The 14726-nt window shown below is 57.8% G+C and carries 15 protein-coding genes; 7 read left to right on the forward strand and 8 right to left on the reverse strand.

All coding sequences use genetic code 11. From position 1 onward, the window contains the following. Window positions 1-47: 47 nt before the first annotated feature. Window positions 48-1664 (forward strand): hypothetical protein, encoded by a 1617-nt coding sequence (locus G5253_RS14680; RefSeq protein WP_421203631.1) that lies wholly within the window; start codon window positions 48-50, stop codon window positions 1662-1664. A 388-nt stretch (window positions 1665-2052) separates the two neighbouring features. Here the strand turns inward: G5253_RS14680 and G5253_RS14685 are convergent, their stop codons facing one another. The 4 genes from G5253_RS14685 to fabV all read right to left on the reverse strand — a co-directional run bounded on the left by G5253_RS14685 (window position 2053) and on the right by fabV (window position 5931). Beyond that, window positions 2053-2661 (reverse strand): hypothetical protein, encoded by a 609-nt coding sequence (locus tag G5253_RS14685; protein WP_421203633.1) that lies wholly within the window; start codon window positions 2659-2661, stop codon window positions 2053-2055. Between the two features lie 130 nt (window positions 2662-2791). After that, window positions 2792-3976 (reverse strand): NAD(P)/FAD-dependent oxidoreductase, encoded by a 1185-nt coding sequence (locus G5253_RS14690; RefSeq protein ID WP_421203647.1) that lies wholly within the window; start codon window positions 3974-3976, stop codon window positions 2792-2794. Between the two features lie 150 nt (window positions 3977-4126). Next, window positions 4127-4651, reverse strand: coding sequence for a non-heme ferritin (gene ftnA / locus G5253_RS14695; protein WP_005339225.1), 525 nt, complete (start codon window positions 4649-4651; stop codon window positions 4127-4129). Window positions 4652-4743: 92 nt separating this feature from the next. Further along, complete coding sequence (fabV, locus tag G5253_RS14700; protein ID WP_421203635.1) at window positions 4744-5931, reverse strand: enoyl-ACP reductase FabV; 1188 nt, start codon at window positions 5929-5931, stop codon at window positions 4744-4746. 401 nt (window positions 5932-6332) lie between these two features. On the opposite strand from fabV, the gene G5253_RS14705 reads away from it, so the two are divergent. Further along, a complete protein-coding gene (locus G5253_RS14705) occupies window positions 6333-6770 on the forward strand; it encodes a universal stress protein (RefSeq protein WP_005339229.1) in 438 nt (145 codons plus the stop codon). A 192-nt stretch (window positions 6771-6962) separates the two neighbouring features. Next, window positions 6963-7976, forward strand: coding sequence for a tryptophan--tRNA ligase (trpS, locus tag G5253_RS14710; protein WP_421203637.1), 1014 nt, complete (start codon window positions 6963-6965; stop codon window positions 7974-7976). On the opposite strand, the gene G5253_RS14715 is transcribed toward trpS, so the two are convergent. Continuing rightward, window positions 7955-8914, reverse strand: a complete 960-nt coding sequence (locus G5253_RS14715; RefSeq protein WP_058056572.1) for a LysR family transcriptional regulator — start codon at window positions 8912-8914, stop codon at window positions 7955-7957. The two genes, trpS and G5253_RS14715, sit on opposite strands and share 22 nt — an antisense overlap. A 91-nt stretch (window positions 8915-9005) precedes the next feature. On the opposite strand from G5253_RS14715, the gene G5253_RS14720 reads away from it, so the two are divergent. Both G5253_RS14720 and G5253_RS14725 read left to right on the forward strand, forming a co-directional pair. Then, complete coding sequence (locus G5253_RS14720) at window positions 9006-9905, forward strand: DMT family transporter (protein WP_005355734.1); 900 nt, start codon at window positions 9006-9008, stop codon at window positions 9903-9905. Continuing rightward, window positions 9890-10051, forward strand: a complete 162-nt coding sequence (locus G5253_RS14725; RefSeq protein ID WP_279506390.1) for a hypothetical protein — start codon at window positions 9890-9892, stop codon at window positions 10049-10051. Before G5253_RS14720 ends, G5253_RS14725 begins: the two co-directional genes overlap by 16 nt. Before the next feature lie 124 nt (window positions 10052-10175). Here G5253_RS14725 and G5253_RS14730 read toward each other — a convergent pair whose 3' ends face one another. Next, window positions 10176-10637 (reverse strand): DUF6314 family protein, encoded by a 462-nt coding sequence (locus G5253_RS14730; RefSeq protein ID WP_266135180.1) that lies wholly within the window; start codon window positions 10635-10637, stop codon window positions 10176-10178. A gap of 39 nt (window positions 10638-10676) precedes the next feature. Between G5253_RS14730 and G5253_RS14735 the strand changes: the two genes are divergently transcribed. Beyond that, window positions 10677-11531 carry a carboxylate/amino acid/amine transporter gene (locus G5253_RS14735; RefSeq protein WP_129503003.1) on the forward strand — a complete coding sequence of 285 codons (855 nt, stop codon included), beginning with the start codon at window positions 10677-10679 and terminating at the stop codon, window positions 11529-11531. 6 nt (window positions 11532-11537) lie between these two features. Here the strand turns inward: G5253_RS14735 and G5253_RS14740 are convergent, their stop codons facing one another. Continuing rightward, entirely contained in the window at window positions 11538-12401 is an 864-nt protein-coding gene (locus G5253_RS14740; protein WP_266135179.1) for a GGDEF domain-containing protein, read from the reverse strand. A gap of 70 nt (window positions 12402-12471) precedes the next feature. Continuing rightward, complete coding sequence (locus G5253_RS14745; protein ID WP_042031136.1) at window positions 12472-13185, reverse strand: 3-deoxy-D-manno-octulosonic acid kinase; 714 nt, start codon at window positions 13183-13185, stop codon at window positions 12472-12474. Between the two features lie 200 nt (window positions 13186-13385). On the opposite strand from G5253_RS14745, the gene G5253_RS14750 reads away from it, so the two are divergent. Beyond that, window positions 13386-14438: a glycosyltransferase family 9 protein gene (locus G5253_RS14750; protein ID WP_266135178.1), complete on the forward strand. Its 1053-nt coding sequence runs from the start codon at window positions 13386-13388 to the stop codon at window positions 14436-14438. Window positions 14439-14726 lie beyond the last annotated feature (288 nt).

Genomic DNA, 14726 nt, shown 5'->3' on the forward strand with positions numbered 1-14726 from the left:
TCAAGACACGACTGGGTTGACATATTTTGAACATATCAGGATAACTCATGACACATCTTTCCAAAATATTGCTGCTACTGCTAGGTAGTTACCAGGTGATGGCCAACACCCCGGTCCGTTATATCGACAAAGAATCGAATCTGGTCATCGTAAGCGTAGAGGGGCACCCCGATTTGCTCATTCGTACGCCTAAACCTACTGATGTTAACATCTATAACCTGGACAAGACCAATGGAGTGTTGGCTTTTAGTAACGATGATAATTTTTTACCACGAGTCTTACCTGATGGTTACAAACTGGATGTATGGGAGGATGGCCCCATTTCCTTCCCGTATGCAAGTTTGCTGTGTAGCAATAATAATGGTGGCAATTTTAGGCAGGGGTGCAGCGGTTTCAGTCCACGAGCGAGGCCTGCTCAGATAGACGCCAAAGGCTTTTATGGCTTCAGCGACTATGGGCACAGTTCCTATGGTTTGAGCAGCAGATTATCGCAAAATACACTCTGGTATCTGCGCGATGCGCCGGTAGGCACATCGATAGTGCGTGACCTCCACTATTGTATCTACCAAGATACAAACAATTCCAATCGTTGCACCGCCCAAACCCAGCCACACGACTGGCGCGTGCGTAAATTAACCACCAATAAGGCCGGGCACATCAAGTTTGTCAGCAAAGATATCAATGAAGAGATTGTGATAGATAGCAATGGCAACCCTACTCCTGCCCCCGGTGGGAGCGGCGCCTGTATTGCTGACAGGGTGGGCGATAGCGATGGGCTCACATGCACCATTGCCTCATACAACCTAAGCTGGGTACCGGCTCCGTATCCCCCTTATTCACCCTTAGATGAATATTTCTTTTCTATGGTTCTCAAGCAAAGACTATCTGGTAGCAATGAATTAATCGCCTTCAAGTTTGGCCCACAAATTAACTGGGCGCCTATTTATCCTGGGAATACAACTATAGTGAACTCAGCAAGGATTAGAAGCCGGAGCGGAACAGAACAGATTAAAGTATTTTTCAATAATGCACTTCTCAAGAGAATGTACAAGCAAAATAAAATACATTTCGATGACATTGCGGAACTGTATGCCACATATTCAACCGGTTACCTGTTTGGTCTATCCATACCTTTTAGGGGAGGGTTTGAGTTTATACCGCGAGCACAGACAGTGAGCATCAAGTCGGCCGATGGTAACCCATCGCCTTATCAGACCGGTGAGGTGGGCAAGGACAATCTGGTGTTTAACTACGAGCTGTCGGAAACCGGTTATACCAATGCGGCCCGACTGGAGGTCAAAGTCACGCAAGATGTCGGTATTCCCCATCAGGGTCGGTGTACCTTCTACCCGGACGGACAAATCGAATCCTCCCGGGCAGTGCCTGTGCCTACCAGCATCATCTTCAGCTCTGCTGGTAACCAGCCGGTATCCACGCCCATAGAGTGTAATGGTCCTCCCATAGACCTGAGGTCCAGAAAGATTATTGAATCACGACCAGCACAAGAATGGGATGAGGGGGGTATAGGTTATACCCGCTTCTATGACCTGGGCCTGCAATTTTCACTCACTGACAATATGACCAGAAAAACAGTGAGCGGTGATGACTGGGAAGGGCTCGTTCATCAGAGTGGAAAAATCATTCTTACCGGTCTCTGGAATTGATGCTGCCAATATATTAACCAAATTAATACCTGGCTTTGCCAGGCTGAGATAACACAACAATTAAGGCAGATGCCATGATGAAATCATGGCATCTGCCTTAGTATAACATTACTACACATTCTTGTTCTGTATATTTATAAAACCACAGTTATAAATATCTCAAAACTGCGCACCACTCTAAATAAAAGGCAACTATACTATGCTTTTTATGCGTTTAAAAACTCATTTAAAAGTCATCAACATGACAACAACTTAATTGAATAGGCGAGAGTGGTAACATCGGCATAAAAACGCCCAATAGGGAGGGTAGCCTATGCAATAGGCTGAGACTGATTCAGTATAAAATGACGAAAACAATCGCAATATGGCTTTCAATTCATTATAGATTTTATTGTTTTTGCAACAGTAGTCCTTCCTTAAATAGCTGGCGGGCATGTTCAGCATCGATATGTTCAAACAATGCTGGATCAGGACAATGAAGAACCTGAGTACGTAACCGATGAATATCTTGCCCCGCAAAGGCGGGTTTATTTGTAAGAAATAATGCGTAAACATTTTGATAGACAGACGCACGATTTTTCTTTGCCAATTCAGATGCTGTATGCCACAAAGTATTACCCGCAGTATCGATCAGGCATTTCCCACCTTTGGAAAAAACCCGAACCGGCAATTTCAATGGCAACTCAGGGAGACGCTTGCACGACTGTGCCGGCACCTGACCCTTGATTAGTGGCCGTCCTGGCGATGACCAATAGATAGTTTGTTGCGAACTTAATAACTGACAGGATACTGGAATACGCAGGGTAAACAAATCTTCGATTATACCGCCTTGTAATGGCACCAATTTATCATCACCCCGTAAAAATAGCTCTCCCTGGACGCTGGGTGTGATTAGCATCATGCGCAAGAATCCATCCCGATAGCTTTGGAACTGAAATGACTCTGCAGCCCATGACCATTGGAAAATACATAACAACCCTATCACCCGAGCAATCATCTAATACCCCTTTTTCATAAGGGGCATATTTCATTGCACTCAGTTGAACAATAAAAGAACTCGCCACACAAAAAGGAAAGTTCTTACATGAATAGGTATGGCAAGATCTCTGCACAGATTTTTCTTCCTATCAACAGAACTGACCAGCCACCCAGCCGGAGGACCAGGCCCACTGGAAGTTGTAACCACCGAGCCAGCCGGTCACGTCCACCACTTCGCCGATGAAGTAGAGGCCCGGTACCTTGCGCGCCTCCATGGTCTTGGAGGAGAGCTCGTTGGTATCGACGCCACCCAGGGTCACTTCTGCGGTGCGATACCCCTCGGTGCCGTTGGGCAGGATCTGCCAGTCACCCAGCAAATTGGCCACCGCTTCCAGCTCCCGCTCGTTGTACTGGCGCATCGGCTTGCTGACCAGCTGGCCCAGCTCCACCAGCTTGTCGACGAAGCGCTTGGGCAGCTCGCGCCCCAGCACGGTTTTCAGCTCCTGCGCCGGGTGAGCCTGCGCCCACTCGCGCAGGGCAGCCGGAATATCCAGCTCCGGCAGCAGGTTGATGTGGATCTTCTCACCCGCATGCCAGTAGGAGGAGATCTGCAGGATGACGGGGCCGGAGAGGCCGCGATGGGTGAACAGCATCGCCTCCTTGAAGCGAGTGCCATCCTCGGCGGTCACCGCCACCGGCAGGCTGATGCCCGCCAGATCGGCGAACGCCTCTTTCTCCGCCTGATGGAGGGTGAAGGGCACCAGACCGGCGCGGGTCGGCAGCACCTTGAGACCGAACTGCTCCGCCAGCTTGAAGCCATAAGGGGTCGCCCCCAGCTTGGGCATGGAGAGACCGCCGGTCGCCACCACCAGCGAGTGACAGCCGATCTCACCCTTGCTGGTCGTCAACACAAAGCCCTCGTCCTGTTTGCTGACGGTGAGAATTTCGGTCTGGAACTGCAGGGTCACCCCGGCCCAGTCACACTCGGTGAGCAGCACATCGACGATATCCTTGGCACTCTCGAGACAGAACAGCTGCCCCAAGGTGCGCTCGTGATAGTTGACCCCGTGGCGGTCCACCAGATCGATAAAGTCCTGCTGGGTGTAGCGGGCCAGCGCCGACTTGCTGAAGTGGGGATTCTCCGACAGGTAGGCGTGAGCGCCAGCCTGATGGTTGGTGAAGTTGCAGCGGCCACCGCCACTGATGAGGATCTTGCGGCCCGGCTTCTTGGCGTTGTCGAGCACCAGCACGGAGCGGCCACGGTAGCCCGCCTGCGCCGCACACATCAATCCGGCCGCACCGGCCCCGATCACCACCACATCGACCTGCTTCATCATCACTCACTTATCAAAATAGAAACGGCACCTGGCCAGAACCGAGATTGCCTCTGGCGGAACACAACCATAGTGGCTGCCCACCAGAATAAACAACGGCCCTTAAAAGGGCCGTTATTGTACTGGCTGAACACTAAGTGTCCACGACTATCAGGCGTTGCTGTCCATGATGCTGGCCGGGGCGCCCTTGGCCAGTTCGGCCAGCTCCTTATCGATGAAGTAGAGGCCTTTGCCATCTTCACCCACCAGACCCAGACGGTCGACGATGCTCTTGAACAGCTTCTCTTCTTCATGCTGCTCGGCCACATACCACTGCAGGAAATTGAAGGTGGAGTAGTCCTGGGTAGTGAAGGCTACGTGGGCCAGACCATTGATGCACTTGGTGATGTGATACTCGTGCTCCAGAGTGGTACGGAACACGTCGCCCAGCGACTTGAACTCGTGGGGAGGGGCATCGATGGCACCCAGCTTGGGCATGGCGCCGGTCTCGCTCACATAGGTGAACAGACGCTCCATGTGCTGGCGCTCCTCGACGGCGTGCTGGCGCAGGAAGGTCGCCGCCCCTTCAAAGCCCTTGTCTTCGCACCAGGCGCTCATCTGCAGATAGAGATTGGAGGAGTAGAACTCCAGGTTAATCTGCTCGTTCAACTTCTCGATCATGGCTTGGGCCAGCATCTTGTTTCTCCTCAGTGATTTGGTATCGATTGTCGCCACACTCCCGCCGCGAATCAACCCGCCAACGAGAGGGAGATCCCGTTTCTTTCAGCTCAGGGGGTCAGCTCGCCAAGGGAGGCGACATCCACCGGCGCAGCATAATCGACGCCCGGCAGCTCGAAGCCGTTGAGTTGCATGAAGTCCTGCCGCAGCCCGGCAAAGTCCCCCAGCCCGTGGAAATTGTCCGGCGTCACCTTGGGCCAGAGCGCCGAAACGGCGGCCTGAATGGCCGGGTCGAGCTCGTGGTCATCCATCCGGATCAGCCGGTTGCCATCGGCCACCACCCCATTGGGCCCGTACATCTTGGCGGCAAACAGTCGCTGCATCTGCTCGATGCAGCCCTCATGGACGCCGCGCTCCTTCATCACCCCCATCAGCAGGCCCAGATAGACCGGCAACACAGGAATATAGGCGCTCGCTTTGGTCACCAGCGCCTTGCAGACCGACACCCAGGCGTGACCGCCAATCTCGGCCAGCTGCAGGTTGATGGTCTCGGCGGTGGCGTGCAGATGCTCCTTGGCATAACCGATGGTGCCATCCCGATAGAGGGGATAGGTGGATTCGGGGCCAATGTAGGAGTAGGCCACGGTTTGCGCGCCGGGAGCGAGACAACCGGCCTGCTGCAACGCCTGCATCCAGAGCTGCCAATCCTCGCCCCCCATCACGGTGACGGTATCGCGGATCTCCTCCGGCGTGGCGGGCGCCAGCGACTGCTGCACCAGAGCATCGCGCTCCAGATCCAGCCCCCAACCGCTGAATGGCTGGCCGGTGGTCTTGAGCACAGAGCGCACTTGCGTACCGTCGGGCAGCACCCGGATGCCGCTCGCCAGCGAGTAGATCACCAGATCCACCTGCCCCAGCTGCTGGCGGATGGTGTCGATGGCCTGCTGGCGCATGGCATCGGAGAAGGCATCACCGATCAGGTTGATGGCGATACGCCCCTCCTGTTCCGCCTCCTTGCGAAACCAGATGTTGTTGTACCAACCGGCGCTACCCAATCCTTTGTCGGAAGGGCCACGCTCGAAGGAGATGCCGATGGTGTCGGCACCAGCCCCGAAGGCGAGCGCAATGCGCGACGCCAGCCCAAACCCGGAGGAGGCACCCAGCACCAGCACCCGCTTGGGGCCGTTGAACGGGCCCGCAGCCTTGATGCGTTCGATCTGCTGCTGCACGGCGGCGCGACAGCCGATGGGGTGACAGTTGCGGGCAACACAACCTTGAATCTGGGGATGAATGATCATGGGAAGGCCTCCAAAGAAACTGGCTACAGCATAACCAAATCAAAAGAGATTAACTTGATGCCGGATCGCTATCAGTCAGAAAAGCCGCGGGAATTGAGGCAGAAAAACAAAAGGGAGCACGTGGCTCCCCAAAGCGGTATTCAGATGCTTTTTGTTGTTTTGTGTTCATTGCGAAGCACGGGCCCATCCTATGCCTCTCCCCCCTGATCGGCAAGCTGAGGGGTGTGACCGGCATCAAACTCTTGTTTAATTTATAGGCAAATAGTGGTTAATAACGGAGTGGCTGACCCTGTGTCACACGTCATTAAACTCATTTAAATCCCAAAACTGTGCCTGAGGCACCATTTTAGTTTCAGCAGAGATTGGTATAGTGGGCTGAAGGATCGGTAAGGAGAACCCCCATGAGTGGAACAACCTATTACAAGCATATTCTGGCCGCGATCGACCTCTCTGAAGATAACCGCAAGGTGATCGACAAGGCGGTGGACAGAGCCCGCTCCAACGGCGCCAAGCTGTCGGTTATCCATGTCGATGTGGACCTCAAGGATCTCTACACCGAGATGATCGATATCGATATCGACAACGTGCAGGATCAGGTGATCGCCGAAGCGAAAGAGAAGCTGGAGGCATTTCTGGCCTCGGTGGACTATCCCATCGAGAAGAAGCTGGTGATCTGCGGCGATCTGAGCGAGCGGGTCAATCAGGCGGTCAAGGAGTACGAGATCGACCTGCTGGTGTGCGGCCATCGCCAGAGCTTCTGGAGCCTGCTCACCTCGAGCGCCCGTCAGCTGATGAATACGGTGCCCTGCGATCTGCTGGTCGTCCCCTTGCAGAAGTAATGAAACCGGCGTAGTTTGATTTGCTATGAATATGACCGCATTCAATCACAACTACTGGTGGTGCTGCTCCTAAACAGGCGGCACCGCGTTTCTATTCAAGATTTCCCAAAGAAAACACCGTGACCGCCGAGAGGCGGTCAACTGTTTTTATCCCTTTGTCGCCTCCCGGCTCACCCAACTGGAGAGAGTGACATGCACAACCCCGTAATCCTTACTGGCGATCGTCCCACCGGCAAACTGCACATCGGCCACTATGTCGGTTCCCTGCGCCAGCGCGTCGAAGCCCAGCACCACTACCGTCAATTCGTGATGATCGCCGACTTGCAGGCGCTGACCGACAACGGCCACAACCCGGCCAAGGTGACCGACAACGTGCTGGAGGTGATGGCCGACTATCTGGCGGTCGGCCTCGACCCGGCCAAGACTACCTTCTGCCTGCAGAGCGCCCTGCCCGCCCTCAGCGAGCTCACCTGCTACTACCTCAATCTGGTCAGCGTCGCCCGGCTGGAGCGCAATCCCACCGTCAAGGCGGAGATCCAGCAAAAAGGGTTTGAACGAACGCTGCCGGCCGGTTTTCTGGTCTATCCGGTCAGTCAGGCCGCCGACATCACCGCCTTTCGCGCCAGCCATGTGCCTGTGGGTGAAGATCAGCTGCCGATGCTGGAGCAGACCAACGAGATCGTCCGCCGCTTCAACTCTCTGGTAGGCAAAGAGGTGCTGACCGAATGCCAACCGATCCTGAGTGACACCGGCCGCCTGCCCGGCATCGACGGCAAGGCCAAGATGTCCAAATCCCTCGGCAACACCATAGAGCTCGGCATGTCGGCGGAAGAGGTCAAACAGGCGGTGTTCGCCATGTATACCGACCCCAACCACCTCAAGGTGAGCGATCCGGGTCAGGTGGAGGGAAATACGGTGTTCGCCTATCTCGATGCCTTCCATCCCGACAAGGCGCTGGTCGCCGAGATGAAGGCCCACTACCGGTGCGGCGGACTAGGGGACATGCGCTGCAAGCAGGTGCTCAATGACTGCCTGCAAACCCTGCTCGCCCCGATGCGGGAGCGCCGGGCCGCGGCTATCGCCGACAAGAAGATGCTGCTGGAACTGCTCTATCAGGGCACCGAGCAGGCCCGCATCATCACCGATGAGGTATTGGCGGAGGTGAAAAGCGCCATGGGGCTCGACTACTTCGCCAGCATCCGCTGAGCGGGGGTCCCGAGCGCATCGTCGCCGTAGAGGTCGAACACCAACTGGTGCAGCAGGCTCTTGAACCAGCCGATCGCCTCGTCGTGAGCGGTGAGCGGGTGCCCCGCCATCAGGTAGACGATGGGGATGGCGGGGTCGAGTTGATGCATCCGCAGCGGGTAGTAGCGGCAGAAGTGGCGCCCGATCATCTCGGGCACCACCACCAGATAGCGGCCGGTCGCCATCAACGGCGGCACCGCCATAAAGCTCGGCAACCGCACGCCCAACTCCCGCTCCACCCCGAAGCGGGCCAGCCAGAGCTCCACCATCGCCTGACTGTGGCCCCAGCTGGAGGTGTGGATGTGGGGACGGCTCACCAGCTCGACCGGGGTCAGCACATCGGGCAATTCGCTGCCAAGGGGCGACAGGCAGACCAGCGGGTTGTTGAACCACTCCTCCCGCCACAAGCGGGGTGAGAGATGATTCGCCCCGGCGAAGCCGATCACCAGATCCAGCTCACCTTTTTCCAACTCCCGCTCGTAGTCGCTGTCCGCCAGCTCGCACACCTCAAGCCGACAGTGAGGGGCCTGCCGATGAAGTCTGTCCACCAGCACCGGCACCAGCCCGTGCTCCACCGAGCCCGGGGTGGCGATACGGAAAATCCGCCGTGCGGTAGCGGGATCAAACCCTTTGGCCTGCCGCAATCCCTGCTCCAGCATCGCCAGCGCCTGACGCACCGGCCCGGCCAGCGCCTTGGCTCGCTCGGTCGGCATCATCTCGCGCCGACTCATCACGAACAGCGGATCATCCAGCGCCACCCGCAGCCGCCCCAAGGCGTGACTGACGGTGGATTGGGAGAGATGCAGCCGTTCGGCGGCACGGGTGACGTTGCGTTCCTGCATCAGCATGTCGAATACGGCGAGCAGGTTGAGGTCGAGACGGGCGAGTGAGCTATCCATCGATATTAGCCATAGTTAAATGCCAACAATTCATTTTTACCATAGTAACAGATTACCTAGAATGCGCTGGCTTAATACATCGGAGATTAAAATGCGTAGCTATCTGTTATTGCTGGCCATTGGCCTGCTCTGGGGTTCCCAGTTCATTTTCATGCACCAGGCCGTTGCCGAGTTGCCCCCCATTCTGGTGGCTGCCGGTCGTGCCCTGTGCGGCAGCCTGACCCTGGGTCTGCTCTGCCTGTTCATGCGGCTCAAGAGTGAGCACACCCCGTGGCGCACCTATATGCTGATCGCCCTGCTGGATGCCACCATCCCCTTCATCATGGTCGCCTGGGGCCAGCAGTATGTGGATAGCGCCATCGCCGCCGTAGTCATGGGTTGTATCCCGTTTGTGACCATTCTGGCTGCACCGCTGTTTATTTCTGGTGAAAGAATCACCAAAACCGGGCTGCTTTCCGTGATCATCGGCTTTGCCGGTGTACTCACCCTGTTCTGGCCGAAACTCTCCCAGGGCATGAACGCTGGTCTGCTCGGTGCCATGGCCATCCTGCTGGGTGCCAGCTGCTTCGCCATCGGCCTGCTGATGATCAAGCGCTTCGCCAAGGACCATCCGGTCGTGGTCGCCCGCAATATCCTGATCTCCTCGGCAATCCAGTTGCTGCTGGTCGCCCCCTTCATGGTTGACCTCAGCAGCCTGACCCTGCCGAGCACCCAGGCCCTGAGCGCGATCACCGTGCTGGGTACCCTCTGCACCGGTCTGGTCTACTTCCTCTACATGGCGCTGATCCAGAAGGCCGGCCCGACGTTCGCCTCCTTCAGCAACTATCTGGTGCCGCTGTTCGGCGTGATGCTGGGTGCCCTGTTCCTCGGCGAGCAGATCCACCCCACCACAGGTGTTGCTCTGGCCCTGATCCTCGGCTCGGTCGCCATGAACCAGTGGGCGCAGCAGCGTCGCATGCAGCGAGAGGTCTCCCTATGTCAGGCATCCTGACCACACTGTGCGGTGGTCTGGTACTGATTGCCGGCTGGCAGTATCGCCAGCGGCTGGCCGGGATCCTGGGCCTGCTGATGGTACTGCTGCCCTGGTTCTTCGATAGCAGGCTGCAAGCCATGCTGAGCTATGCCCTGAATGCCTGAAGTCCATCTCTGAATGTGTGACGAGAGTCTATCTCTCCTGTTTTTGGGACTGTTTTAAAAAACCTCCGATTTGTCCCCCGCTACCGGCGCTCTGCGCCGGTTTTTTTATGCCTGCCAGCCGGCGTCAGATCAGATAGCGATAGCTGAGTCGCTCGTTCTTGCGCGGCCCGGTGATCTGCCAGCTCAGCAGAAAACCACCGTCGATCTCGGTCAACTCGGCGCTGTAGTGATCCGCCCCGCACAGATGGGGCTCGGCGGTCAGCCAGCGGCCATCCCCCTGCGGCAGGAGCTCGAACAGTTCGACCGGCGCTTCATAACGCAGGTGAGAAAGGCGGATCCCCCGCTCGCTGCGCTGCCACCAGAAGCAGTTGTGCATGGCGAGCTCCCTGCCATGAGGCGTGATGTAACGGCCCTGCTCGTTAAACAGCCAGCCACCCTGATGATCGGTCACCTGCACACGCCCCTCGCCCCGACCATTCCAGTCGGTCGCCGACCCCTCGCCATTGCTGGCGGTAAAGGAAAATGCTCCGACCTGTGGCAATCGCCCCCATAAACGCTGGATTGCCGCTTCCATCTCGGCCATCATAGCCCCCTTAAAATTGACAACTGACGATAAATCAAACACATGAACTACTTGATAGGGGTCACCCTGCTCTGGTCATTCTCCTTCAGCCTGATCGGGGTCTACCTCGCTGGTCAGGTCGATGCCTACTTCTCGGTGCTGACCCGCATCGCCCTCGCCAGTCTGGTGTTTCTCCCCTTCCTGCGCCGCCGCTGGCTGCGCCCCGATCTGGCGGCCAAGCTGATGGCGCTGGGCGCCATCCAGCTCGGCATAATGTATCTCTTCTACTACCACTCCTTTCTGCTGCTGACGGTGCCGGAAGTGCTGGTCTTTACCATCTTCACCCCCATCTACGTCACCCTGCTCCACGATCTGCTGGAGGGGCGCTTCAAGCCCACCTATCTGTGGGGCGCCCTGCTGGCGGTGCTCGGGGCTGCCGTCATCCGCTTTGACGGCCTGACCGAAAGCTATGTGTTGGGATTTCTGGTGGTGCAGGGGGCCAACCTCTGTTTCGCCCTGGGTCAAGTGGGCTACAAGGTACTGCTGGCAAGGGAGGCGGAGCAACCGCCGCAACTGGCGGTGTTCGGCTGCTTCTATCTGGGAGCGCTGGTGATCGCATTGCCCGCCTGGTGGCTGCTGGGCAAGCCGCAATATCCGACGTCAGGGTTGCAGTGGGGTATTCTGCTCTGGCTGGGGGTGGGTGCCTCCGGCCTCGGCTACTTCCTCTGGAACAAGGGGGCGACGCTGGTCACCAGCGGGGTGCTGGCCATCATGAACAATGCGCTCATTCCGGCCGGCTTGCTGGTCAATCTGCTGCTCTGGGGCAAGGATACCGACCTGACCCGGCTGACCATCGGCGGCCTGCTGATGCTGGCCTCGCTCTGGGTCTGCCAGCGTGACAAGCGCGGCCAGCCCTGACCGCACTCAGCCGACGACTGTGTTGTGCTCCCGTCTGGCCTGGCTGTGACAGCTGGCCAGCCGGGCCAGCAGATGATCGAGCTGCTCGCCAGCCTGACTCTGCACCAGCCCGATGCTGACGGTGACCGGCCGCTGCGGCAGCAGGCTGGCATCGGCAATCTCGAGGCGCAGTCGCTCGGCAATCTCCAGCGCACTCATCCGTTCGGTCTGGGAGAGCATCAGGATAAAACCATCCTGATCCCAGCGGGCAAAGGGATCTTCCCGCCGCAGCTCGTGGCGCACGATACGCGCCAGCTTGGCCAGCATGGCGTCGCAAGCCGCTTCGCCAAACAATTGCTGGATTTTGGCCATGTGATCGACCGAAAACTGCAGCAGACTGAAAGTGCCACTCTCGGTCGCCAGCCGCTCCTCCAGCAGTTGCTCGAAACGGCCACGGCTCTCCAGTCCGGTCAGCGGATCGGTGCCATGTCGCTCCTCCACCAGCACGGCAGCGGGATCGAGGTGACGGACAACCCCCAGCAGATACCCCCGCTCATCGCGACGCATCCTCTCTTCCAGCCGGATGTAGTGACCGTGATGATGCAGAATGCGGTATTCGAGGCGCAGACCGCTGCTGCGGCCGCTCTGGCAGGCGAGCAGGGCATCTTCCAGCCGGGCAACATCGTCGGGATGCACCCGATCCAGCCAGCCGAGATCATCCGGCCAGCACTCTCCCAATCCCAACAGGCGCAGGCAGGAGGGATCACGCTGCAGTCCATGTTGGGCTGACCAGCTCCAGATCCCAGCCTCCAGCAGCGCCATGGCATCAGACAGCAGACCCGGATCAAGCCGGGCAGTCACATCGACCAAAGGTGTCTTGAGCATTTCCATGGGGCGCCTCGAAACAGGATCTGAATACCTGCTCAATAAGTAACATTGGCGTTCACGCCGAGCAACAGGGTCAGCTCGCTTTTCCGTGATAACCCTCCATCAGGGTCTGCCAGTTGTCCGGTACGAAGTGGAAGCTGGTGTGCAGTTGAGACTCCTTGTTGAAGGAGCGCAACAGCCGCTCCAGATTGCCCTTCTGCCACTCACCGGGGGAGCGGATCGCCCCCTTGTCGAAGTCGATCACCCACACCTTCTCATCCTTATCAAGCAGCAGGTTGTGGCTGTTGAGATCGGCGTGGTAAACCCCGGCATCGTGCAGCTGGCGCACCGTCTGGCCAATCTTGTGCCACACCTCGCTGGCCACCGGCCCCTGCTTGAGCAGGGCGACCATGTCCTTGGCACCGCGAATACGCTCGATCAGGATGTCGGCGCGATAAAATGGGCCCTGTTTGGCCATCCGCGCACCAAACGGACGCGGCACCGGCAACCCCAGTTCGCACAACTTGGCCAGCAGGGTGTATTCCGCCATGGCACGGCTCGATTCGACCCCTTCGAACCAGAAGCGATCCCGCACCACCTTGCCCACCATGCCGCCGCGATAGTAGTGGCGCAGCACCAGATGGCGGGACTCATCCTTGACGAACCAGGTCACGCCGCGACCGATGGAGGTTCCCACCACCTGACGGTTGTTCTGCCACCAGGCCGGTTCGAATAACTGGGAAGTGGGGTCGCGAAAGGCCCCTTCGGCGAACCAGCAAACCTGGTTGTGTTCGGTCTGTATCAGCATCATGAAGATCCCGCTCGGTGGGTCGTTGATCGCCCCTGTTTATGGGCGATGAGGCTGCGACTGTGGCATGCCCGCAACATGTGCCAGCCATGGCGGCTATTCGGGTGGCAAAGCCCGGCTGACGATTGCGCGCAATTTTACAATCCACAGGGGAGTTTGCATAATGCCATCCACCCTTTTTGCCAGCCGTGCGCCACAACATGCCGCTATTTCAAACGCCCCCCTCCTCCATCTGCATCCTGCGGCTCTCCGCCATCGGGGATTGCTGCCACGCACTGGCGCTGGTGCGCGTCATCCAGCGGGAGTGGCCACAGACCCGCATCACCTGGATCACCGGCAAAATCGAAGCAACCCTGTTTGCCGATCTGCCCGGGGTCGAGGTAATCCCCTTCGACAAGAGCAAGGGGTGGCGCGGCTATCGCGATCTCTGGCAGACCCTCAAGGGGCGCAAATTCGATGCCCTGCTCCACCTGCAGGCGGCGATGCGGGCCAGCATCGCTACCCTCGGCATCAAGGCCAAGGTCAAACTCGGGTTTGATCGGGAACGGGCCAACGACGGCCAGTGGCTGTTCACCAACCACAAGGTGCCTTCGCCTGCCTCTCCCCATGTGCTGGACGGTTTCCTCGCTTTCGCCAAAGAGCTCGGCATCAAGGATCTGACCCCGGACTGGCAACTGCCCATCAGCGCCGATCATCAGGCGTGGGCAAGGGAGAAGATTGGCGGCAAACCGACTCTGCTTATCTGCGCAGCCGCCAGCAAGGCATTCAAAAACTGGACGGCCGCAGGCTATGCCGCGCTGGCAGATCACGCCGCCAACAAGGGCTTTCAGGTCTATCTCTGTGGCGGGCCTGCCAAACTGGAGCGGGATCTGGCTGCCGAGATCCAGCGCTTAAGCCAGAGCAAACCGGTCGATCTGGTGGGGCAGACCAACCTCAAGCAACTGCTGGCGCTGATTGGTGAGGCGAGTCTGGTGCTGGCCCCCGATACCGGCCCCACCCATATGGCCACCATAGTGGGCACGCCGGTGATCGGTCTCTATGCCCACCACAATCCGGCCCGCACCGGCCCCTATCTGTGCCGCGACTACGTGGTCAGCGTCTATCAGGAGCTGGTCGAACAGGAGACCGGCAAGCCGCTGGCCGAATTGAGCTGGCGCACCCGTCTCAAAGACCCGGAGGCCATGCGAAAAATCACCAGCGAGCAGGTGATCACCGCCTTCGACCGCCTCTGTGCAGATCGTCAACTGCCGTAATGACAGGGCACCTCGGGAATTCCGAGCCATCAGGCAGGGATAACCTGATAGCCTCTGCCCTCAGCCAAAGGCACAATGCAGGCTGATGTGGGTTACGCTCCCGCAGCAAGCTACGAATACTTTGATCGGCTGGAATATGATTCCGGCCGTTTTTTTATTCGCCGCATTCTGGTAAAATTCGCCGCCTTTACATCCCCCTGACTCAAGAATTTTCCGCGTTTTGCGTTTGGCTGTCTCCCTTTCGGGCACAAGACGGCGGTCTCTGCTACAACCAAAACAGCGGTTTCG

The sequence above is a fragment of the Aeromonas sp. 602658 genome (genome assembly GCF_049173005.1).
Lineage (GTDB): Bacteria > Pseudomonadota > Gammaproteobacteria > Enterobacterales > Aeromonadaceae > Aeromonas > Aeromonas veronii_A.